Raw genomic sequence first — 23243 nt, forward strand, 5'->3', positions numbered from 1 at the left:
CTTTCGAGCTAGGCGGTGCTCACATGTTAGCCCTCCGCCGTTTGGCTGGTTCATTCGGTGCTAGTGACATGCGCCATGCCGCCGCGCAGCCGCCTCTCGCGTACGGCGTACGGGGCGCGTACGGCGTACCAGGCTGGTGAGAGCGCCACACTCGGGCCGGCCGGGGCTCTCGCCGCAGCGGCCGGCGGTGCGCCTGAGGTGCGCGCGGTGCGCGCGGTGCGCGCGCGAAGCCTGGGGCGACCGGTTTCGGTTGGTCGCCGGCGCTCGGGTACGTGGGGTGGGCTCGGGCGGCGGGTCGAGGGCGCCGGGGCACTGGTCCCCAAGCGGGAAGTCCGCGTCCGGCGCCACGGAGACGCCGCCGTTGGTACCCAGCACGAAAAGCGTGCCAGGCCGAGCGGCGGGGGCCGTGCGACTGAGGCTTCCGATGACCTGGGGCAGGACGCCGACCTTGCTCGTCATGGCGTGAGCCCTTCCTCGTCGACGGCCCCGACCCTGGGCAGAAGACTCGGGGAGGGGGCCCGAAACGCCACCGCGCCGCTGACGTCCATCGGGTACGGCGCCGAGCCCGCCCAGCAGCCGGTGGCTCCCCACGTGCCGCGGATCACCGGGCAGCAGCGACTCCGCCGGTGCTCCCCTCCGCCGTCCCCACGCCGTACGCGATCGACCGCGGAGCCGTCGTCTCCCGCATCGGTCACCCCACCAACTACGCTCCCCCACAAGGACATTGCCGGCTGTAGCCGGATGTCGGGCGCGGCGGGACGGCCTGGTGCGGTGACCGGTGGCGGTCACGACGCCGGGCGGCCCGCCGGGCGCGGCGCCGCCCCGACGGCGGGTGCCTGCCGTCGGGGGCGCGGCCCGGGCGTGCGCGGGGCGCGCCCGGGTGCCGGGCGCGCCCCGGCTGGCGCCGCGCGCGGGGGCGGGTGCTCAGGAGCCGCCGGGTACCGAGGGCAGGAGTCCCAGCTCCACGGCCCGAGCGCCGGCCTGGAAGCGCGAGTTGGCCCCCAGCTCGCGGATGATCTCGGCGACGTACCGGCGGTAGGTACGCACCGAGATGCTGAGCCCCCGGGCCGCCGCCTCGTCGGTGCGTCCCGAGCTGAGGGCCAGCAGTATCTGGCGGGCCGTGTCGCTGCGCACGTGGTCGCTGAGCCGCCGGTAGTCGGCGAGGGTGGGGCTGTTCGTCCAGGAGACCTGGAAGAGCGCCCGCAGGTTGCGCAGTACGTCGGGGGCGCGCACCACGGCGAGGCCGCCGATCGACGGGCCGGTGCGCGACCAGGCCACGCCCACGGTCCCGTCGGCGAGCACCGCTTCGTGCAGCGACTCGCGGACCAGGCGCACGCGCACGTCGGGCGCGTAGGTGTCGAGCAGTTCCATGAAGAAACGGTGCTCCAGCAGGGCCATCCCGGCCAGCAGCCGGACCTCGACGCCCCGCGTAGCGGCCTGTCCGAGTCGCGGGACGAGCCGGGCGGCTTCGCCGTCGCCGCATTCGGAGAGGATGACGACCAGCGACCGCTCCGCCGCGTCGATCGCGCGGGCCACGGCCCCGGCGCCCTCGGCGGGGTCCAGTGTGGCCAGGAGTTGTTCGTCGGCATCGCGTCGATCGGCGACGGATTCGAAGAGTCCGCGGGTCCGCACCGCCGTTCGCTCTCGCCCAGCGGCGGGCATTCGGCCCGCCGTGGGTAATTCCGCGCCGCCGGGACGCCGTGGGCCGGGAACGGTGGGGTCAGGGCCTCCGGAGGAATCCGTAGCGCCGTTGACTTCATTGACAGAGATGCTTGGCACAGCTCCCCCTAAAACATGGCCATTTCTTCGCCGCAACGTTCCGTTGCCGAGGTAGGGCCACCGTCTCGGACGCATTCCGGGGTGCGGGGTCCCATGAAGAGAAGGGGCGCGAGTTGACCGGCCGCCCGGTTTTCGCATTGCGGCAGGACCACGTTCACACTTCCCCCGCTCCGCACGCATGCCATTCACGGAGAGCACGACCGGTAGTTGCCGTGACCATTTCCGCAAACCCCCTCACCATGGCGGCGACGCTACTCAGCGAATATATGAAAAGTCAAATACTTCGCCGCGCGGCAGAAATACCTGCCGAATAACATGCGATCGGGCAGCTCGAATAGCCGCCGACACACCACACCGCAAGGCGTTCGATCATCCGGCGCAATCGCTCGCGACGCGGCGTTCACGGCATTCACGACAGGCCCGCCGAGCACGACGGGGCAGCTCCGTACGTGCTTACGTGAGTGGACGCGTAGGACGACTCCCATTGGCTCGAAGGGCACGTTCCGAGAATTTCCCCCGTCAACTGGCGAAAGATCGGGAACACCGATGACCATCCGGTTCGCGGAGCACGTTCCGGCCGCCTCGCTTTCCGTAACCAGGCCGCGTGGAAGACGCCCCGCCCGGGGCGTCCGAGTGGCGTTCAATTGCACTCTGCCGAGCCCGCTCCCATGGAAACAAGGGTGGGATAAGGGCCGAAAATGCGCCTACCAAACTGCCCGAACGGGCGCTGAAACCCACCCGTTGCGAGGAATGACGCCGAGCTGGGTTCCGCTTTTTGCCCGAACCGGGCAGCCAGGGCGGGGGAACGGACACAGTCCCCCTCCGAAAAGAGAGTGACATACCTCACACTCGCCAGGGCCCTCCCCGCTGAGCTGGGCTTTTGTCAAAACGGACGGTGACAGAAAGCTGTCACAAACTGTCACCGCAGCGGACTGACCACCACACCGCGCGCCACACGGTGCTCACACACCACTCACGAGCCGCCCGTTCGACGCCCGTTCCCAGGCCCCGCGCTTCCGCCCGCGGCACCCGACCCGGGCCCGGGTCGGATACCGGAAGGCGTGAGTGCCTCACACATCAAGCCGCACCCTCGGTGCCCGCACGGCAGCGGGACCGACCTCGACCACGCGGTGGTCGAGCGGTCCGTGGAGCGCGCCGCGGGCACCTCCGACCTCGCTCCGCCACCGGCGGGCCCGCCGCCGCACGTCCTCGTGGTGCACACGGGGCGCTCGACCAACCTGCGCTGGTCGGCGGACGGCACCCCGCGCAGGGAGCGGTTCCACATGGGCGAGGCGCTGGTCAACCCGGCCCACTGGGCGTCGCGACCGCGCTGGCAGGACGATGTGGAACTGCTGCTCCTGGGCATCGAACCCGAGTGGCTGGAGAAGCTGGCGGCCGAGGGCGGGGCCACCGGCAAGGTCGAGCTGGTCCCGCGCTACCACTTCACCGATCCCCTGCTGCGGACGCTGCTGGAGCGGCTGGTGGCCGAGTACGCCGGCCCCGGCCCCGTGGACCCGTTGTACGCGCAGTCGCTGGTGCAGGCCGCCGCGGCGGTGGTGTTGCGCGTCGCGGGCCAGGGCGGGTCCGCCACGGCCCGGGCCGGCGGCCTGACGCCGCGCCGGCTGGCCGAGGTGGTGGACTTCATCCACGCGCACCTGGCCCGCCGGGTCACGCTGGCGGAGCTGGCCGCCGTGGCGGGGGTGAGCGAGTCGCACTTCACCCGGGCCTTCAAGGCGTCGACCGGCGACTCCCCCCACCAGTACGTGCTCCAGCGGCGCCTTGAGCACGCGCGGCGCGAGCTCGTACGGACCGACCGGCCGATCGCGGAGATCGCGGCCGAGGCGGGGTTCGCCGACCAGAGCCACCTGACCCGGACCATGCGCCGGCACGACGGAGCCACGCCGCGCCTCCTGCGCCACGACGGGGGCCGCTGACCCCGCCCGCCCGCGTCGTGGCAGCGGGTCGTCGTCGGCCCGGGCGCGCGGTCGTGAGTGGTTCGTTCCACCGATGAGCGGAACGTTCAAGATCGATCCGTGCGGTCGCGGCGAGGCTGGGGGCGTGGCACGGTCGGCATCCACCGGCCTGTCCCTCCCAGCCACTCCCCCAGGAGGCCGTCATGGTCAACACCCCGGACACGACACTCAACGGCAAGGTCGCCTTCGTCGGCGGCGCCTCGCGCAACCTCGGCGGGCTGATCAGCACCACGCTGGGCGCCTCGGGCGCCCGCGTCGCCGTGCACTACAACAGCGCGTCCTCGCGGGCATCGGCCGAGGAGGTCGCCGAGCGGATCAACGCCGGCGCGGGCGAGGCGTTCACCCTCCAGGCCGACCTGACCCGGGTGAGCGAGGTCGAGCGGGCCTTCGACGAGGTCCTTGGGCGCTTCGGCACGCTCGACATCAGCGTCAACACCGCCGGCATGGTGCTCAAGAAGCCACTGACGGAGATCACCGAGGAGGAGTACGACCGGATGTTCGCGGTCAACTCCAAGGCCGCGTTCTTCGTCATGCGCGAGGCGGCCCGCCGCATCGCGGACGGCGGCAAGATCATCACGATCCTCACCTCGCTGCTCGCCGCGTACACCGGCCTGTACTCGTCGTACGCGGGCAGCAAGGCCCCGGTCGAGCACTTCGCACGGGCCCTGTCGAAGGAGTTGTTCGGCCGGAACATCTCGGTCAACAACCTCGCCCCCGGGCCGATGGACACCCCGTTCTTCTACCCCGCCGAGGACGAGGACGCCATCGCCTTCCACAAGTCCTCCGCCATGAACGGCGACCTCACGAAGATCGAGGACATCGTGCCCTGGGTGCGGCTGCTGCTCACCGACGGCTGGTGGGCCAACGGCCAGACCCTCTTCCTCAACGGCGGCTACACCACCCGCTGACCGATCGACGCCCGGCCCGGGAACGCGGCGGCCCAGGACACGCGCGCCTCCCGGGTCAACCGGGCCCCGCCCCGCCGGGGTCGGCGGGCGCCGGGCGGGGGGCGCGGGTCCGGTAGTGGTCGGCGGCGATGCGGACGAAGGAGCGTACGAGCGGCGTGGGGCGCTCCGCCCGCCAGGCGATGACCAACCGGCTCGGCGGCGCGTCGGTCAGCGGGACCACCGTGAGCCCCGCGGGCAGGGCGTGGCCGAGCGGAGCCAGGCCCACCGAGCCGCTCCACAGCACGGACTGCAGGCACTCGTGGACGGTGCGCACGACGGGGCCCGGCCGACGCCGTTCCGGCTCGCTCGTCGCGGCCCAGAACGCCTGCCACGCCGGGTCGGTGCCGTCCGGGAAGCGGAACCACGGGCGGTCGGCGACGTCGGCCAGGCACACCTGGTCGCGGCCGGCCAGCGGGTCGTCGGCGCGCAGGACCACTCCGACCGGGTCCGAGCCCAGCACGTGGGTGGCGATGCCGTCGCTCGCGAACGGCGCCCGGGTCAGGGCCACGTCCACGAGGCCGGCGCGCAGCCCGGCCGTCGGATCGGCGAAGTCGGCCTCGCGGACGGCGACGCGTACACCGGGGTGCCGGTCCCGGAACGCGGCGGCCAGCGCCGCGCCGGTCTGCTCGACGCTGTCGGCGAGGGTGCCCAGCGTCACGGTGGCCGCCCCGGCCGCGGCGACCACCCGGGCGCGGGCCCGTTCGGCCTGTGCCAGCAGGGCCCGCGCCTCCTCGTACAGCAGCGCGCCGGCGGGGGTGAGGGCCACGCCGCCGGGCGAGCGGCGCAGCAGGGCGCAGCCGAGGTCGGTCTCCAACCGCTGGATGGCCCGGCTCAGCGGGGGCTGGGTCATCTGGAGGCGCGCGGCGGCCCTGCCGAAGTGGAGTTCCTCGGCCACCGACACGAAGTAGCGCAACGTGCGTAGCTCCATCAGCGGCGACGATACCCGTACGGCATGGGGCATGCCCGATCGGTGTTGGACGCCCCGGTGGGCGAGGCGGTGGACTGGGTCGGGCCGGAACCGCCGGCCGACCGCGTCCGCGACCCGGGCGCCCCCGTCACCGCCCCGCACCCCAGGAGTCCCCGTGTCCGATGCCGTGTTGTCCGCCTCGTCCGAGCCCCTCGTCCATGTCGCGGGCGCCCGGGAGATCGCCCGGGATGTGCTGGTCATCCCGGACCGGCGGGTGCGACTGGTGCCCAACATCGGCCTGATCGGCGGCGAGCACTCGGTGCTGGTGGTCGACACGGGCCTGGGGCCGGGCAACGCGCGACGGGTGCTGGACTTCGCGCTCGACTACGCCGGGGGGCGCGAGCTGTACCTGACGACCACGCACTTCCACCCGGAACACGCCTACGGGGCGCAGGTCTTCGCCGGGGCGGCGACGTACCTGGTCAACCGGGCCCAGGCCGAGGACCTCACGGTGAAGGGCGCCGGTTACCTGGAGATGTTCCGGGGGCTCGGCGAGCCCGTGGCGCGCCAGCTCGCCGGCGTCGAACTCCCCCGGCCCGACGTCGTCTACGGCCAGGCCCACCGCCTGGACCTGGGCGGCCGGGTGGTGCACCTGCAGGCCACGGGCCGGGCCCACAGCAGGGGCGACCAGGTGGTGACGGTGCCGGACGTGGGGGTGATGTTCACCGGGGACCTGGTGGAGGCCCGGCAGTTCGCGATCTTCCCGTGGTTCCCGCCGCACGACATCGACGTGTCGGGCACCCGTTGGCTGGCGGTCGTGCGGCGCCTGGCGGCCGAGGCGCCGCGCGTCGTGGTCCCCGGCCACGGCGAGGTCGGCGGCCCGCGACTGCTGGCCGACGTGCGTGACTACCTGCAACTCCTGTGGGACGAGACGTGGATGCGGCGCGCCGGGGCCGCCAGCGAGCAGACGCACGTCGAGGAGATCGAGGCGCTGATGGTCCAGCGGCACCCGGACTGGTCCGGCCGCGAGTGGATTGCGAAGGGCGTCGCGTGCCTGTGCGCCGAGCACACCGGCTGACCGCCGCGTACGCCCCCGGGCGCGGGTCGCGGGGCCGCTCGTTGGGCGCCCCCGCAACCACGCGGTGACGGGCTGTTCTACAGTGCCAAGGTCAGTACCGTCACCTGGTGGCCCGAAAAGGAAAAAACGGATTATGCCGACAGAGACGTTCGAGTTTCAGGTGGAAGCGCGCCAGCTTCTCCAGTTGATGATCCACTCGATTTACTCGAACAAGGACGTGTTCCTGCGCGAACTCGTCTCCAACGCCTCCGACGCGCTGGACAAGCTGCGTCTCGAAGCGCTCCGCGACGACTCGCTCGACGTGGACGTGTCAGACCTCCACATCGACATCGAGGCCGACAAGAGCGCCCGTACGCTGACCGTGCGGGACAACGGCATCGGCATGTCGCGCGAGGAGGTCATCAAGCTCATCGGGACGATCGCCAACTCGGGCACCGCGGCGTTCCTGCGCGAACTGAAGGAGGCGCAGGACGCCAAGGACGCGGCGTCGACCGAGGGGTTGATCGGCCAGTTCGGCGTCGGCTTCTACGCCAGCTTCATGGTGGCCGACCAGGTCACGCTGTTGACCCGGCGGGCGGGCGAGAGCCAGGGCACGCGCTGGACCTCCGACGGCGAGGGCACGTACAGCATCGAGGACGTCGCGGACGCGCCGCAGGGCACCTCCGTCACGCTGCGGCTCAAGCCGGAGGACAGCGAGGACCGGCTGCACGACTACACCGCGCCGTGGAAGATCAGGGAGATCGTCAAGCGGTACTCGGACTTCATCACCTGGCCCATCAGGATGGCCGCCGAGCCCGCCGCGACGGCGAGCGACGACGCGGCGGACCCCGATGACGCCAAGGACGCCAAGGACGCCAAGGACGCCGACGACGCCGCGAAGGCGACCGAGCCCGAGACGCTGAACTCGATGAAGGCGCTGTGGGCGCGGTCGCGGGACGAGGTGAGCGACGACGAGTACCACGAGCTGTACAAGCACATCAGCCACGACTGGAACGACCCGCTCGAAACCATCCGGCTGCACGCGGAGGGTACCTTCGAGTACCAGGCCCTGCTGTTCATCCCGGCGCACGCGCCGCAGGACATGTTCATGCAGGACTTCAAGCGCGGCATCCAGCTCTACGTGAAGCGCGTCTTCATCATGGACCACTGCGAGGCGCTGCTGCCGCCGTACCTGCGCTTCGTCAAGGGCGTGGTCGACGCGCAGGACCTGTCGCTGAACGTCTCGCGCGAGATCCTGCAGCAGGACCGGCAGATCCAGTTGATGCACCGCCGGTTGGCCAAGAAGGTGCTCTCCACGATCAAGGACATGCGCGCCTCGCACGCCGACCGGTACGCCACGTTCTGGCGGGAGTTCGGGCCGGTCCTCAAGGAGGGGCTGCTCAGCGACTTCGAGAACCGCGACGCGATCCTCGGCGTCTCCTCGTTCGCCTCCACCCACGACGCGCAGGAGCTGACGACCCTGCGGGAGTACGTGGAGCGGATGAAGGAGGGCCAGCAGGACATCTACTTCATGACGGGCGAGTCCCGGCAGGCCATCGAGAACTCGCCGCACATGGAGGCGTTCCGCGCCAAGGGCATCGAGGTGCTGCTGCTGACCGACCCGGTCGACGAGGTGTGGGTGCAGGCCGTCCCCGAGTTCGAGGGCAAGCAACTGCGCTCGATCGCCAAGGGCGAGGTGGACCTCGACACCGAGGAGGAGAAGGCGGAGGCCGACTCCGCGCGCGAGAAGCGGCAGGAGGAGTTCGCGGACCTGCTGACGTGGATGAAGGAGCGGCTGGGCGAGCACGTCAAGGAGGTGCGACTGTCCTCGCGCCTGACCGTCTCGCCCGCCTGCGTGGTCTCGGACACCCACGACGTCACCCCGGCGCTGCAGAACATGTACCGCGCCATGGGCCAGGAGGTGCCGACCGCCAAGCGCATCCTCGAACTCAACCCGGACCACGCGCTGGTCAGCGGCCTCAACAAGGCGCGTGCCGCCCGCGAGGGCGACGACGGCCTGGCGGAGACCGCCGAGCTGATCTACGACATGGCGCTGCTGGCCGAGGGCGGGGAGCTGACCGACCCCGCGCGGTTCGTCAAGCTCATGGCCGACCGCCTGGAGCGCGCGCTGTGAGCCAGCCCGCGAGCCGCTGACCCGGGTCCGACCGCCGCGCCGCCCCGCGAGCCCCTCCCACCGGAGGGCGCCCGCGGGGCGGCGTCGTGTACCGGCTCGCGTCGGACGGGGCGGATGGTCGACCCTACGGGGATGAGCCAGCCCAGAATCCGCGTCGCCGCCTACGTGCTCCGCCACCGCGCCGCCCGCCCGGAACTCCTGGTCTTCGACCACGTCGGCCTGCCGGAGGCCGGCACCCAGGTCCCGGCGGGCGGGGTCCGGCCGGGCGAGAGCTTCGAGGAGGCGGCGCTGCGCGAGGTCGCCGAGGAGACGGGGCTGCGGACGGCCACCGCCGTCCGCGAGCTCGCCGTCGAGGACAAGCCACACCCCGAGACCGGGCAGCCGCGCAGGACCACCTTCCTCCTGCTGCGCGCACCGGCCGACGCCCCCGACGCCTGGCGGCACCACGTCACGGGCACCGACACGGACGCGGGCCTCACGTTCGCGTGCCGCTTCCTGCCGCTCCCCCTGGCCCGGCCGCTGGCCGACGACCAGGACGCCTGGCTGGGCCGCGTCGACCCGCGGCTGGCGACCGCGCCGGGGGGCGGGCGGTAGGGGCGGGGTCCGTGCGCGGCCCTGGGCGCGTCAGTCGGCGGTGCAGTGCTTCTGCGCGTCCTTGCGTACCGTGCGGCCGGTGAACTCCTCCAGGATGGCGATGTTCTCCGGCGCGTAGTTCGTCGCGGTGATCTTGTCGGCGTCGGGGCCGCCGACCACGCCCGTGTAGGGCGCCGACTTCTCCAACCAGTACGCCGTGCGCAGGAACTGGGTGAGCACCAGCTCGCGCAGCTTGGGCTCGGCCTTGATTTTTGCCCAGTAGTCGGGGTGCTTGGTCTTGGCCACCCGCAGGTAGAGCAGCAGGTAGCGCAGGTTGGTGGCGGCGATGTCGCGGGCGTTGCTGGCGCCGACGCCCTTGATGTACTCGTGGACGACCGTCACGGCCGGCAGACCGGTCAGCCCGGCGTTCTGCTCGGCCAGCACGCCCTGCAGGCGGTAGGTGCCCTGCGTGGCGTCGCGCAGGTAGGTGTTGTCCATGGAGGCGGTGAGCCGGTCCTTGATCAGCGGCAGGATCTCCTTGCGCGGGAACCCGCCGTGCACGGGGACCTGTGTCGCCTGCTGCGAGCCGTTGATCCAGGCCGCGATGGACACGTCCCACTTCGTCCGGGACGGGTCGAGGTCCCACATGTGGGTCTCCTCGTGGATGGCCACCATCATCGACTCGGCGAAGCCCTCGAAGCTGCGCTTGTTGACGAACTGGTCCCAGTACTTGTCCTTGGCCTGGGCGATGGCCAGCTTCTCGCCGCTGGGCCAGCGGCGCTGGTACATGGCCTGGAGGGTGCGCATCCAGTTCGACGCGTTGAAGGCGGCCCGCAGGTCGCTGACGTCGGCCTGCGGGTTCGACGGCTCGGAGTAGCAGAAGGGTTCGGCGGCGCCGGCGGGGCGGGCGGGGGCCGGCTGCCCCGAGGGGGCGGGGGCCGCCGAGGCCACGTAGCCCGATCCCAGGGACAGGGCGAGACAGCCGGTCAGCAGGCGGAGGGACCATCGTCCACGGCTCACGGGGACACCTCGTCTCAGAACGGACGGTAGGGGGACGGCAGGTTCCGCACGCCGGGCCGCGCGGCGCCGGGCCGCGCCGGACCGGCGCGCGTTTGTCGTGGACACAACGTATGACCGACGCGCGCCCGCGCCTACTTCCATGGCGTCATAACACCCGGGAAGGGTTCGGCCCCCGCCGGGGAGCGCCGACGCCGGGCCGCGCGGCGGGGCCGCCGGTCGGCCGGCCAGGGTGGCCGGGAGGGATCGCCCTGCAACCATCTCGCAACCTCGCGCCCAGTTAGCTGGTGTCGCCCGCGGGCCGGTGCGGCGACCACCGGCCGCGGCGCACGCGCGGCGACGGGGCGCGCGCCTGGGGAGTCGGCACTGCGGGTGGACGGTACGGCGATGAGGTGGGGAGGGCGGGATGGGCGACGCGTACGGCGTCTCGCGCATCGCACTGACCGACGCGGCACGGGAGTTGCTGCGGCGGCTCACCCGCGTGCACGGGCCGCTGATGTTCCACCAGTCGGGCGGCTGTTGCGACGGCAGCTCGCCCATGTGCTACCCGCGGGGCGAGTTCCGCACCGGCGACTCCGACGTGCTGCTCGCCTCGCTCGCGGTGGACGGGCTCGCCGAACGGATCGACTTCTGGATGGCGGGCCCGCAGTTCGAGCGCTGGCGCCACACGCACCTGACGGTGGACGTGGTGCCGGGGCGGGGCAGCGGGTTCTCGGTGGAGGCCCCCGAGGGCGTGCGGTTCCTGATCCGCTCGCGGCTCTTCACCGACGAGGAGCAGGCCCTCCTCGACGGGTGACTCGGCCGCGATCCGGCACCGGGCGGCGGCCCGGTGCCGCCACGACGGCGGCTGGCGCGGACGGTGCGTCAGCCGCTTCGCCGCCGGCGGGCCGGCCGCTCACGCGGCGAACGGCCGGCCCGCTGGCCGGGCGGGCGCGCCCGCCCCGCCCGTACGGCCCTCCGTCGCCCGGCCCTTCGCGCGGCGACGGCGCGGAGGCCGCCGCGAGCACGGGGCGGCTCGCCCCGGGGCCGGCCGCCGGGGTGTCAGCCGCTGGCCACGTCCGTCAGGGCGAGTTCGTGCAGCCGGTCCGGCGGGCCCGGCCGCGCGTAGTACCAGCCCTGGGCCGTGTCGCAGCCGAGCATCCGCAGGTGCTCCGCCTGCGAGCCGGTCTCCACGCCCTCCACCGTCACGGCCAGGTCGAGCGTGTGGGCCAGCGAGACGATGCCCTCCACGATCTTCACGTCCACCGGGTCGGCCGGAGCGCGCTGCATGCCCAGTGTGAAGGACCGATCCAGCTTGAGCGTGCTCACCGGAAGGCGGCGCAGGTACGCGAGGTTGGAGTAGCCCGTCCCGAAGTCGTCCAGGGCGATGTCCACGCCGAGGTCGGCGAGTTGCCGCAGCGGGCGCAGGGCCTCCTCGTCCGCGCCGATCAGGTCGTTCTCGGTCACCTCAAGGCACAGCGCCGCGGGGTCGAGGCCCGCCTCGTCGAGCACCGCGACGGTGTCGGATACCAGGTCGGGGTAGCGCAGTTGGCACGGCGACAGGTTGACGTTGACCCGCAGCGGCTCGCCGTCGTCGCCCGCGTCCCGCCAGGCCCGGGCCTGCCGGGCGGCCTCGGCGAGCACCCAGCGGCCGAGCGGCACGATCAGCCCGGTGTTCTCGGCGAGGGTGATGAACTGGTCGGGGCCGAGCACCCCGTGGACCGGATGCAGCCAGCGCACGAGGGCCTCGGCGCCGCGTACGGTGCCGTCCTCCAGGCGCACCAGCGGTTGGTACTCGATGAAGAACTCGCCCTTCTCCAGCGCGGCGGGCAGCCCGTTGGTGAGGCTGTGCCGGGCGATGACGCGGGCGTCGGACGCGGCGTCGGCGACCTCGTACCGGTTGCCGCCCGCCGCCTTCGCCCGGTACATCGCGATGTCCACGCTGCGCATCACGGCGGCCCGGGTGGTCTCGCCGCGGGTTCCGCTGGCGACCCCGATGCTGGCGCGCACCAACAGGTCCCGGTCCTTGATCCGGACCGGCTCGGCCAGCGCCCGCAGCATCCGCTCGGCGAGGTCGATGGCGTCGCGCTGGGCGGTGGGCCCGGCGGTGAGGGCGAAGAACTCGTCACCGCCGGGGCGGGCGACGATCTGGGAGGGCGAGGTCAGGCACCCCTGCAACCGTTCGGCGACGGCGATCAGCAGGTGGTCGCCGACGATGTGGCCGAGGCTGTCGTTGACGGCGCGGAAGCCGTCCAGGTCGAGGTAGCACATGCCGAACCGGGCCGCCTCGTCCGCCCCGCGCCCCGCGCCCGGCACGCGACCGCCCGCCTCGCGGTCGGTGGCCGGCTCGTCGGGCGGGCCCGGGGGCCGCGCGAAGTCGCCGGGCCCGTAGGCCGCCCCGGGCGCGGGCGCGGCGGCGCCGTTCGTCCCCCGGCGCCACGGTCGCCGCTCGTCGGCGGCCGGGCCGTGCTCGTCGGGTACGGGGGCGTGGTCGGTGGCGGCCGGGCTGGACGACCCCGGTATCGCCTCGGCCTCCGCCTCCGCCAGGGCCGCGGCCTCCCAGCCGGCCCCGGCCGGGTGGTCGCGGTCCGCGTCGGCGGTGTGGGGCTCGGCGAACCCGGTGGACTCGGCGGCGGCCGGGCCCGCGATCACCGCGTCGAGGCGCTCGAAGAACAGCGTGCGGTTGGGCAGGCCGGTCAGCTCGTCGTGGGTGGCCTCGTAGCGCAGGCGGTCACGCAGCCGGCGCTGCTCGGTGATGTCCTCCATCAGGGCGAGTTGGTACTGCGGCTTGCCGTGCGCGTCCCGCAGCAGGGTGACGGTGAGGTTGGTCCACAGCACGCTGCCGTCGCCCCGGTAGTACGGCTTCTCCATCCGGAAGTGCTCGCGCTGACCGGTGATCAGCTCGCGGTAGATCTCCATCGCGGCCGGGGCGTCCTCCGGGTGCGCCCAGTCCACCACGTTCTCGCCCAGCAGGTGGTCGCCCGGCCGGCCGAACATCCGGGCCACGGCGTCGTTGACCAGCAACACCTGACCGTTGAGGTCCGCCACGCCGACGCCGATGACCGCCCCGTCGAAGACCGCCTGGAAGCGGGCCTCGCTGTCGTGCAGGGCCTGTTCCGCGGCGGCGCGCGCGGCCAGCGCCTCCCGGGAGACCGACTCCTGCTCGCCCTTGGCCCGCTCACTCAGCGCGTGCGCGAAGCCGGCGGCGAGCGCGTGCTGGAGCCTGGCGCACCGGGCCCGGCTCTCCTCCGCCGGCATCGGTCGCCTGGGCGGGCAGTACAGCACCAGGTAGGCGTCGAGCACGCCGAGCGTGACCGGCAGCCCGCCCGCGACGTCGCACCGGGCCGCGACGAGCGCCTGGCCCACCTCGTAGGCGGGTTGGGTGTTCAACGGCATGGTGCGCAGCGCGTCCCGCAACCGGCGCGCGAGGGGCACCAGGTGCTCCACGAACTCGCCCTCGGGCATGGAGATCGCCGTGGACGGGCGAATGGCCCGACTCCAGATCCTGGCGAAGCGTCGGAGCCGATCGTCCTCGCTCTCCGGCCCCGTACTGTACGGCTCCGCGTCCTGTGTCCCGCTCGGCCTCGCGGTCACGCCTCGCGCCTCACTGCGGCCCGCTCCATCAGTACTCTCCAGATCTCCCGGGGGGTGTGGTCCGGCTCCGCGCACCGTTGCTGAGCAGACATTACTGATCGCCCGTTCGAAGGGAAGACGCAAACGGAAATCCACGATCCGCATCTGGCCGCGGGCCAGGGGGAATTCTGCCGTGCCCAGCGTGGTCGCGTCGCCTGGTGCGCGTGTGAAGTGGGCCTGATGAGGTAGAGGAGGCTCACAGGTACGGACGTGGCGTACCAATGCAGCGCCGTGGCCGAGGTGTTTCGATGTGCGGCCATTTTCCGTCGTACGTCCGTTCCCGCTGTGGCGCCTTACCGCCACCTCGCCGCCCGTCGCACTCTGGTGCGCGGGGTTCCGGAGCGCCGCGGGGCGCCCGGGCGCTCCGCCCGTACGCGCCGGAGCGCGACCCCGCGCAACCGCCGTTCCACACAACACGCCGCCCGTGCGCCGGCGTTGCGGTCGGGTGCCACCGCCCCGGCCGGCGGGGGCGGCGAGGGGCAGGCGCGGGCTGGGGCGACGCGCGTGCGGCGGGGCGCGGTGAGGCGCGCGGCGGTTCACGGTGGGGCGGGACCGGGGCTCTCGCGGGGCTTGCGGCGTGCGGTGCTTGCGGTGAGCAACTCGTCTCGACGGGCGGGTCGTTCAGTCCTCGGTGGTACGCCGCGCCGCGCCGCCCGTCGCGGCCTCGTCGCGCGCGTCGGGGGTCGAGTGCGGGGCGGCGCCCGGGGGCCACGGTGCGCCGGCCAGGTGCTGGGCCACCGCGGTGGCGAGCGCGCGGGCCCGGGCCGCGGCGTGACGCGGGCCCGTGCGGCGGCCGGGGCCGGCGGGGTGGGGCAGGCCGCCGACGGCGAACACGCCGGGGTGTGAGGTGCGGCCTTCGGCGTCGACGGCCGGGCGCCCGAGGTCGGCGGCGACGGCCAGGCCCGCGGCTGCGGCCAGCTCGTTCTCCGGGACCCAGGAGCCGCAGAACACCACGGCCGCGCAGTCGAGTTGGGCCATCGCGCCGTCGGCGCGGCGCAGCCGCACGCCCGTGACGCGCCCGCCGGCGCCGGTCAGTTCGGTCACGGCGGCGTCGCCGAGCACGGGGACGCCCCAGCCGAGCCTGGTCAGCGCGCGCCACGGCGACGGGCCGAGCGACGGCGCGCCGACCAGCGCGACGGGCCGGGTGCCGGCCTGCCGCAGGGCGTCCGCCACCCGGTAGCCGGCGTCGTCCGCCGACCCGACGACCACGGCGGTGGCACCGAGGAGTTGGCCGGGTTCGTCGAACGCGCGCAGCGCACCCTCGCCGGTGAAGACGCCCTCTCCGCGCGCGCCCGGCACCCCGCGCGCGGCGCGCGGGCGCTCCCTGGCGCCGGTGGCCAGCACGACGGCCCGCGCGGTGATCAGCTCGCGCCCGCCGGGCCCGGTAGCCGCCAGGGTCAGCGGGCCCGCCCAGCCGGTGACGGTCCAGCCGGTGCGCACCAGGGCCCCGGCGCCGGTGGCCGCGTCGAGCAGGCGCCGCGCCGCCTCCCGGCCGGCCGGGGCACGGCGCGGGGCGCGGGGGTCGGGCCAGGCGCCGCAGGCCCACGGCGCGTAGCGCAGCACGCCACCGGCCGAGGGCTGTTGCTCAAGCACCTCCACCCGGCCGACCCCGGTCGCGGCCAGCGCGCCCGCGGCGGCGAGGCCGGCCGCGCCCGCGCCGACCACCAGCACGTCCACGCCCCGCTCGACCGGCCCGACGGCGTCCGCGTCGTCGGGCGCGGTCGCGGGCGCGGGGCGGGTGGCGGCGGTGTCGTCGCCAGTGGCGGCGGTCGGTGGTCGGGCCTCGCACAGGGCCCGTACCGCCGCGGCGCACCGGGTGCCCTGGCACCGGCCGGCCGCCACCCGGGTGCGCCGGCGCAGCCCGTCCAGGCCGGCCGGTGGCACCGTGCTGGCCAGCGCGTCCCGCACCTCGCCCCGGGTGACCCGCTCGCAGGGGCAGATGACGGTGCCGTACTCCGGGTCGGCGGCGATGAGTTCGGGGCGCTCGAAGGGGCGCGGCGACGCGTCGCCGAGGGCGGGCATCCGCACCGGCGGCAGTTCGCGCGGGGCGCCGAGGGTCAGGCCGCCGGCGGCGAGGAGTCCGACGACGTGGGCGGCGATGGCCAGGGAGCCGGTCAGGCCGGTGGAGCGGATGCCGCCGACCGTGACGTAGCGCTGCTCGGGGTGCGCGTGGATCTGGTAGTCGTCGTGCTCGGTGGCGGCGCGCAGCCCGGCGTAGACCGCGGTGACCTCCTCGGCGAGCAGTTCGGGCAGGACGCGCGCGCCGTGCGCGCGCAGGAACGCCAGCCCCGCCTCGGTGGACTGGGTCGCGCTCTTGTCGGCCAGGTCCTCGGCGGTGGGGCCGAGCAGTACGTTGCCGAAGACGGTCGGCGCGACGAGCACGCCCTTGCCGAGTGCCGTGGGGACCGGGAGCACGATGTGGCGCACCAGGCGGTGGGCGCTCTTGTCGAAGACCATGAGTTGGCCGCGGCGTGGGGTGACCGTGAAGGCGTCGTGCCCGAGCAGCCGGTCGATCTCGTCGGAGCGCAGGCCCGCGGCGTTGACCAGGTGGCGGGCGCGCAGCGTCCCGCGGTCGGTGAGGATCTCGTGCCAGGGCCGGCCGCCGCTCCCCCGGTCCCGCTGGCCGCCGACGCCGTGCACCCGGCAGCCGAGGTGCAGGTCGACTCCGGCGCGTACGGCCTGCGTGGCGTAGCCGATGACCGTGGTCCACGGGCAGATGACGCTCTCATCCGGCACCTCGAGGGCGCCGAGCGCCCCCGGGCCCAGGTGGGGTTCGCGGCGGCGCAGCTCGGCGGCGTCGAGCAGGCGGGTGGCGTGGTAGCCGTTGCGCTCGGCCTTGGCGGCGAGCTGGGGCAGGGCGGCGAGTTGCTCCGCGTCCCAGGCCACGAGCAGCGCGCCGACCCGGCGCACCGGGATGCCCGCCTCGGCGGCGTACCCGGACAGCAGCCGGTACCCGTCGCGCACCAGGCGGGCCTCCAGGGTGCCGGGGGTGGCGTCGAAGCCGGTGTGCAGGATCGCGGTGTTGGCCTTGGACGTGCCCTTGCCGACGTCGTCCGCCGCCTCCACGAGCGCCACCCGCAGCGGGTGGCGGGCCAGTTCGCGCGCGATGGCGCAGCCGACGACCCCGGCGCCGACGATCGCGACGTCGTACCCGGTCTCGTGCGCGTCGCGCGGCAGTCGGCCGGTGGTCGTGACGGTCATGCGGTCCCTCGCTGGTCGCTGGTGCCGGGCGCGCGTGGCCGGCCGTTCGCCCTCGCCCGGGATGCCCTCGCGGGCGGCTCACTGGGCGGGGGCCCGGCCGGCTCGCACGGTCAGGCTACGGGGCGCGGGCTGCGGGGCGGCGGGGCGCGACGGTGCGGGTGGGCCGGCCGGGGCGCGTGGTGGCCAGGCGGTTACGGGGTGCGGGCCAGCAGCGTGGCCACGGCCGCGCGGAAGGTCGCGCGTCGCTCGGCGGCCCGCTCCGCGGGGATGCGGGGCTCGTAGACCGCGGCGGGCCGCCAGGCGGGGAGCGCCTCGGGCACGGTCAGCCGGGGGTCGAGGCCGAGCCTGGCCACCGCGCCGACGCCCAGCGCGGTGGCGTCCGGCAGCGCCGACACCTCGACGGGGCGTTGCAGCAGGTCGGCCTGGGCCTGCATGAGCAGGGCCGACCGGGTCAGGCCGCCGTCCACGCGGAGCGCTTCGAGCGGCGCCCCGAGGTCGGCCGCGGCGGCGTCGGCGATCTCGGCGACCTGGGCCGCGATGCCCTCGCACAGCGCGCGGACCAGGTGCCCGGGCCCGGTGTCGAGGCCGAGCCCGGTGAGCGTGCCGCGCGCGTCGCCGCGCCACCAGGGCGCGGCGAGGCCCGCCAGCGCGGGCACGAAGGTCACGCCGCCGGTGTCCGGTACGGTGCCGCCGACCCGGTCGATGTCGTGGGCGCCGGCGAGCACGCCGAGTTCGGTGAGCCAGCGCACGGCGGAGGCGGCGGCGAACACCTGGCCGTCCAGGCAGTAGTCGGCCCGCCCGCCAAGCCGCCAGGCCACGCAGCTCACCAGCCCCGACGCGCCGCGCCTGGGGCGGTCGCCGGTCGGCGCGAGCAGGAAGGCGCCGGTGCCGTAGGTGCACTTGGCGACGCCCGGCTCGGTGACGCTCTGGGCGAGCAGCGCCGCCTGCTGGTCCACCAGCAGCCCGGTCAGCGGCACCTCGGCGCCGAAGGCGGTGGTGCCGCCCACGTGGCCGTCGGCGTCCACGATCTCGGGCAGTTGCTCCCGCGCGAGCCCGAAGACCTCCAGGGCGGTCCTGGACCAGGTGAGGCTGTCCAGGTCCAGGAGCCCGGTGCGGCCGGCGGTCGCCGCGTCGGTGACGAAGGCACCGGTCAGCCGGTGCACCAGCCAGGCGTCGCTGGTGGTCACGACGCCGTCGCGGGTCAGGTGCCGGCGCAGCCAGGCCATCTTGGGCGCGGCGAAGTACGGGTCGAGCGGCAGCCCGGTGATCTGCCGTACGGTCGCGGCGTGTTCGGCCAGTTCCGCGCAGAGCGGTTCGGCGCGGCGGTCCTGCCACACGATGGCGTCGGTCAGCGGCTCCCCCGTGGCGGGGTCCCAGGCCAGCACGGTCTCGCCCTGGTTGGCGAGTCCCACGGCCACCACCGGCTCGCCCGCGTCGGCCAGCGCCCGGCGCCCGGCGTCCAGCACCGACGCCAGCAGGGCCCGCGGGTCGGCCTCGGCCAGCCCGCCCGCCGCGTACCGGGGGCGCAGCTCCGCGTACGCCGTGCCGATCACGCCCCGCTCCGGGCAGATGACCAGCGCCTTGGTCCCGGAAGTCCCCTGGTCCACGGCGAGTACGGGCCCGCTCATCGCTCGCCGCCGCTCACTGGCCTACCACTCACTGGCGCACCTCGCCCTTCGCCGGTGTGATCACGTCCGCGTCCTGCCGCAGTGTCGACGCCCGGTGGCGGGTCAGGCAACCGTGCGGGTCAAACGGTCCCCGGCGGCGGTGCCGTGGAGTGCCGCGGGCCGGTCGGGGACGCGGGCGGTGTGGGCGAGGGCGCGCGAGCGAGGGTGGCGTGGTGCGCGCCCGCCCGTCGCCTTCGTGAACGATGTTCGCGTGGTGGCGAGTTGTGCGGGCATTCGTCCGCGAACTCCGCGCGGGGCGCCCGTCGGCGCCTTCTCGCCGGCCTGGCCCGCCGCTGGTTGATTAATCAAGCGTCGAGTTCTCGAATTTCCTCGCACTATCCACATAACGCCACCACAAGTGGGCCGCGTGCGCCCTTCGGACGGAAATGCGCGCGCCCAGTCGGCCATCGCGTGGCGGGATTCCGCCCGCTTTCGACAATCTGACGGCCCGTAGGTTTTCCCGATCACTGGATTAGCGGGCCTCTTCCCTGTACGAATGCCATCCGAGTGTCAGAACATCAGGCAGACCGCCGCTCCGGCACGGTGTCCGACCGCGGACCGTACGGCTGTTCGCCGCCCCGTAGCCGTACCGCGCGCCGACCACGCCGGTGTGGCAGCCGCCGCACACCACGCACCCTGAAGGACCGATGACCCCCACGCCACGACCCGAGCACCGCCCCCGCGGCGCCCGGGCGCGCTCCTTCCGCACCTCCTCCGCGCCCCCGGGCCGGGGCACCTCGCCGGGGGCGCCCCGTGGCGACTGCGGGCCACCGGGGCCGGGCGAGGGGCCCGGGGCCCGGGCGTGTCGCGCGGTGGTGGCCTGATGGCCGACGAGGAGTTCCGCCCGGTCTACCACCCGGCGGGCCACGACAGCGGTCTGCGGAACGCGATCCAGGACGTGCGCACGGGCCGCTGGGTGGCCATGCGCGACCTGCTCGCCTCGACCCCCGACTGGGGACTGTGGACCCAGCGCACCCAGGTGCTGGCGGCCACGGCCGCGGGCACGGACGTGGTGCGGGCCTGGCGTTCGGAGGAGCCGGACAACGTCGCGGCGCTGGTGATGCACACCCGGGTGCTGGTGGAGCGCGCGGTGCGCGCGCACCGCGCGGGACACCGGCACACCAGGGAGTTATGGCAGGAGGCGTGGGAAGCCTGCCAGCTCACCGCCCACAACGCGCCCGCCGACCCGGTGCCGTGGGTGTGCCTGGTGGCGCTGGCCCAGTTGGACGAGGGGCAGCGGCTCGCCGAGCACCGGGCGCACCCGCCGGAGCCGATGCTCTTCCCCGGCCCGTGGGGGCTGTTGACGGAGGCGCACCGGCGCGACCCGTACAACCGCGAGGCGTACCACCGGATGCTCCAGTTCGTGCACGCCCGGCGCGGTGGCGGCTCGCTGTCCGAGGCGGTGAACTTCGCGCGCTGGGCGTCCTCGCGCGCCCCGGTCGGCCCCGCCGTGCACGCGCTGCCGCTGTACGTGCAGGTGGAGCGCTACCGCGAGGAGCGCGGCCACCAGCGCGCCCTTGACCTGCACTGGACCACCGACGAGGCGCTGCGGGACGCCGACCACGCCCTGCACTACTGGTTCGCCCACACCCCGCCCGAGCGGTGTTCGCTGCTCGACCTGAACTACCTGGCGCACGCGCTGTGGGCGGCCCTGCGCTTCACCGAGGCGGCGCCCGTCTTCGCGGCGCTCGGCCCGTACTACACACCGATGCCCTGGGCGAGCCGCGGCCAGGGCGCCGGCGGCCCGGACGCGGCCGAGGAGGTGTTCCTCCGCGCGCGCGGCCGGTGCCTGGCGGCGGCGCGGCGCTCGGGCCCCTGACCGCCGGCGCGCCCGCCCCACCCCGCGACGCGCCCCGGCGCGAGCCCGGGCCCGACACGGTCCGCGCGCCCTGCTCCGCGCGCCCCCTCGGCGCTTCCCTCGTCCTCCCACCCCCGTACTCCCCCGTTCCCTACTCTCCCCCGTGTTCCCCCTTCGGAAGGTACGTGTCATGGCCCCTACAAAATGGTCCCGTTCGGGCTCCGCCGCGCCGCACGAGGCGGCGCAGCGCGACGAGGAGCAACGGCTGCGCGAGCTGGGCTACCAACCGGTGCTGGCCCGCCGCATGGGGCACTTCGGAAACTTCGCGATCAGTTTCTCGGTCATTTCGGTGCTCTCCGGCTGTATGACGCTCTACGGCTTCGGCCTCGGCACCGGCGGCCCCGCGGTGATGTTGTGGGGCTGGATCGGCGTCGGACTCTTCGTCCTGTTCGTCGGCCTCGCCCTGGCCGAGGTGACCAGCGCCTATCCCACGTCGGGCGCCCTGTATTACATGGCCGACCGCCTGGGTGGCCGTAAATGGGGCTGGTACACGGGATGGCTCAATCTCCTGGGTCTGCTCGGCGCCATCGCCGGAATCGACTACGGCGCTGCCCTGTTCACCGGCGCCGTACTCAACCTGCAATGGGGATTCGATCCGACGCCCGAGTCGACCATGCTGATCTTCGTCGCCATCCTGCTCGTACACGCCACGCTGAACCTGTTCGGTGTGCGGCTGGTCAGCGTGCTCAACTCGATCAGCGTCTGGTGGCACCTGGCGGGCGTGGCCCTCATCGTCATCGTGCTCACGGTCGTCCCCGACCACCACCAGTCCGCCGACTTCGTCTTCACCGAGTTCGTCAACGACACCGGCTGGGACAACCCGCTGTACGTCACCGCCATCGGCCTGCTCCTCGCCCAGTACACGTTCTCCGGCTACGACGCCTCGGCGCACCTGTCCGAGGAGACCTCGCACGCGTCGGTCTCCGCGGCGCGCGGCATCGTGCGCGCCATCTGGGTGTCGTGGATCGCCGGCTTCGTCCTGCTGGCCGGTCTGACGTTCGCCATCCAGGACTACGCCGGGGCGCAGAACAGCAGCACGGGGGTGCCGCCCGCGCAGATCATGCTGGACGCGCTCGGCAACACGGGCGCGGTGCTGCTGCTCCTCGTGGTGATCGTGGCCCAGTTGTTCTGCGGCAACGCCGAGGTCGCCGCCGCCAGCCGGATGGTGTTCGCCTTCAGCCGGGACGGCGCGCTCCCCGGCTCCGGGCTGTGGCGCCGGGTGAGCGCGCGCACCCAGACGCCGGTGCACGCGGTCTGGCTCTCGGTCGCGGTCGCCTGCCTGCTCGCGCTGCCGTCGCTGTACTCCGAGACCGCCTACGGCGCCGTCACGGCCATCAACGTCATCGGCATCACGCCCGCCTACGCCATCCCGATCTACCTGCGGCTGCGCGCCGGCGACCGGTTCGAGCCCGGCCCCTGGCACCTCGGGCGCTGGAGCAGGCCGGTGGGCTGGGTCGCGGTGTGCTGGGTGGCGATGGTCACGGTCCTGTTCTGCCTGCCCCAGTCCCGCCCGGTGACGGTGGACTCGATGAACTACGCCGTGATCGCGCTGGCCGTCGTCCTCACGCTGGCCACCGTCTGGTGGTACGTGGCCCGCCGCTCCTACGGCACGCCGGCCGCCTACGGAACGGCCCGGGAGCAGGCGGAGATCGCCGAGGACATCGTCTGACCCACCCGCGCCCGCTCATCTCGTCCGCCCCCACCGCGCCCCGCCGCCAGCCCGCTCACCAGGCGGCGGGGCGCGCCCGCGCGCTCGTACGGCGGCCGTGAGATGAGCGGGCGCGGCGCGCTGGTGGCGTACGGCCGGTCTGGTACGCGCCGCGCCGGCTGGCCGCGCCGCTGGGAAGCGCCGGGCGTCGGCCACCGCGGGCCCGCGCGAGATGTCCGCAAAGAGGCTAGGAGCCGGCGGCGGCCCGCCCGAGAGTTGGGGCCGCCAGTACGGGGCGCCGGCGGGCGCGCCGCGGACCGGGGGCCCGCGCGCGACGGCCCGCGCCCGGCGCCCTGCCCCCGCGCAGGCCCGCGGAGTCGCCCCCATGACCAGCGAAGTCGCCACCGCGCACGGGCTGTTCGCCGCCCAACGCCGGGCCCGAGTTGGCCGCGTTCCCGCTGGAGGCCGCGGCGCTGCGGCGGGCCGCCGCGCCGGGCCGGCCGGCGCTGGCCGCCTACGGGGTGGGGAGCGAGTGAGCACCGAGGCCGGCCCGGCCCACCCCCCGCCCGCGGGCACCTTCTTCCTGGCCGGGACGATGCGGGGCGCTCACGCCGGCGCCGAGGTGGCCGACCAGTCCTACCGCGCGGCGCTGGCCGCCCGCATCGCCGCGCGGCGGCCCGGCGCGGTGGTCCACGCCCCGGGCGCGCTGACGCGCGCGTGGCTGGCAGAGCACCCCGGCGCGCACGCCGCGCTCGCGGCGACGCCCTCCGTGCGCCGTGCCGGGCTCGCCCCGAACTGCTGGCGCTGACCGCGGCCTTCCATCGGCTCACCCGGCTCGCGGCCGAGAGCGAGGTGTGCGTGGCCTGGCTG

The 23243-nt window shown here is 74.2% G+C and carries 15 protein-coding genes and 1 pseudogene; 9 read left to right on the forward strand and 7 right to left on the reverse strand.

Annotated elements, in window-relative coordinates; all coding sequences use genetic code 11:
• Positions 1-924 precede the first annotated feature (924 nt).
• A complete protein-coding gene (locus H7H31_RS03580; protein ID WP_187062541.1) occupies positions 925-1632 on the reverse strand; it encodes a LuxR family transcriptional regulator in 708 nt (235 codons plus the stop codon).
• A gap of 1208 nt (positions 1633-2840) precedes the next feature.
• Between H7H31_RS03580 and H7H31_RS03585 the strand changes: the two genes are divergently transcribed.
• Together H7H31_RS03585 and H7H31_RS03590 are read left to right on the forward strand one after the other, a co-directional pair.
• Complete coding sequence (locus H7H31_RS03585) at positions 2841-3713, forward strand: helix-turn-helix domain-containing protein (protein WP_187062542.1); 873 nt, start codon at positions 2841-2843, stop codon at positions 3711-3713.
• 182 nt (positions 3714-3895) lie between these two features.
• A complete protein-coding gene (locus H7H31_RS03590; RefSeq protein ID WP_187062543.1) occupies positions 3896-4660 on the forward strand; it encodes an SDR family oxidoreductase in 765 nt (254 codons plus the stop codon).
• 55 nt (positions 4661-4715) lie between these two features.
• On the opposite strand, the gene H7H31_RS03595 is transcribed toward H7H31_RS03590, so the two are convergent.
• Positions 4716-5627: a LysR family transcriptional regulator gene (locus H7H31_RS03595; protein WP_187062544.1), complete on the reverse strand. Its 912-nt coding sequence runs from the start codon at positions 5625-5627 to the stop codon at positions 4716-4718.
• 154 nt (positions 5628-5781) lie between these two features.
• On the opposite strand from H7H31_RS03595, the gene H7H31_RS03600 reads away from it, so the two are divergent.
• The 3 genes from H7H31_RS03600 (at position 5782) to H7H31_RS03610 (ending at position 9391) form a co-directional block, all read left to right on the forward strand.
• A complete protein-coding gene (locus H7H31_RS03600; RefSeq protein ID WP_187062545.1) occupies positions 5782-6684 on the forward strand; it encodes an MBL fold metallo-hydrolase in 903 nt (300 codons plus the stop codon).
• Positions 6685-6817: 133 nt separating this feature from the next.
• Entirely contained in the window at positions 6818-8797 is a 1980-nt protein-coding gene (htpG, locus tag H7H31_RS03605) for a molecular chaperone HtpG (protein ID WP_187062546.1), read from the forward strand.
• A 132-nt stretch (positions 8798-8929) separates the two neighbouring features.
• Entirely contained in the window at positions 8930-9391 is a 462-nt protein-coding gene (locus H7H31_RS03610; protein ID WP_187062547.1) for an NUDIX hydrolase, read from the forward strand.
• Positions 9392-9421: 30 nt separating this feature from the next.
• On the opposite strand, the gene H7H31_RS03615 is transcribed toward H7H31_RS03610, so the two are convergent.
• Positions 9422-10390, reverse strand: coding sequence for a hypothetical protein (locus tag H7H31_RS03615; protein ID WP_197995945.1), 969 nt, complete (start codon positions 10388-10390; stop codon positions 9422-9424).
• Between the two features lie 403 nt (positions 10391-10793).
• On the opposite strand from H7H31_RS03615, the gene H7H31_RS03620 reads away from it, so the two are divergent.
• The gene (locus H7H31_RS03620; protein ID WP_187060119.1) at positions 10794-11183 is read left to right on the forward strand and encodes a DUF779 domain-containing protein; all 390 of its coding nucleotides are present in this window, start codon (positions 10794-10796) and stop codon (positions 11181-11183) included.
• 245 nt (positions 11184-11428) lie between these two features.
• Here the strand turns inward: H7H31_RS03620 and H7H31_RS33640 are convergent, their stop codons facing one another.
• The 4 genes and pseudogenes from H7H31_RS33640 to H7H31_RS03640 form a co-directional block, all read right to left on the reverse strand.
• Positions 11429-13960, reverse strand: a complete 2532-nt coding sequence (locus tag H7H31_RS33640) for a putative bifunctional diguanylate cyclase/phosphodiesterase (RefSeq protein WP_232109667.1) — start codon at positions 13958-13960, stop codon at positions 11429-11431.
• A 660-nt stretch (positions 13961-14620) separates the two neighbouring features.
• Positions 14621-15676: an FAD-dependent oxidoreductase gene (locus H7H31_RS33645; RefSeq protein WP_232110232.1), complete on the reverse strand. Its 1056-nt coding sequence runs from the start codon at positions 15674-15676 to the stop codon at positions 14621-14623.
• Positions 15677-15781: 105 nt separating this feature from the next.
• Positions 15782-17200 (reverse strand): annotated as a pseudogene (locus H7H31_RS33650) (FAD-dependent oxidoreductase); the annotation flags it as partial.
• Positions 17201-17391: 191 nt separating this feature from the next.
• Positions 17392-18828, reverse strand: a complete 1437-nt coding sequence (locus H7H31_RS03640; RefSeq protein WP_187060572.1) for an FGGY family carbohydrate kinase — start codon at positions 18826-18828, stop codon at positions 17392-17394.
• A gap of 862 nt (positions 18829-19690) precedes the next feature.
• Between H7H31_RS03640 and H7H31_RS03645 the strand changes: the two genes are divergently transcribed.
• From H7H31_RS03645 to H7H31_RS03655, 3 genes are all read left to right on the forward strand, one after another.
• Complete coding sequence (locus H7H31_RS03645; protein WP_187060573.1) at positions 19691-20686, forward strand: hypothetical protein; 996 nt, start codon at positions 19691-19693, stop codon at positions 20684-20686.
• A 169-nt stretch (positions 20687-20855) separates the two neighbouring features.
• A complete protein-coding gene (locus H7H31_RS03650; protein ID WP_187059944.1) occupies positions 20856-22394 on the forward strand; it encodes an amino acid permease in 1539 nt (512 codons plus the stop codon).
• A 511-nt stretch (positions 22395-22905) separates the two neighbouring features.
• A complete protein-coding gene (locus tag H7H31_RS03655) occupies positions 22906-23181 on the forward strand; it encodes a hypothetical protein (protein WP_187059945.1) in 276 nt (91 codons plus the stop codon).
• Positions 23182-23243: the final 62 nt, after the last annotated feature.

It is taken from the genome of Streptomyces buecherae, assembly GCF_014295035.1.
GTDB classification, from domain to species: Bacteria; Actinomycetota; Actinomycetes; order Streptomycetales; family Streptomycetaceae; genus Streptomyces; species Streptomyces youssoufiensis.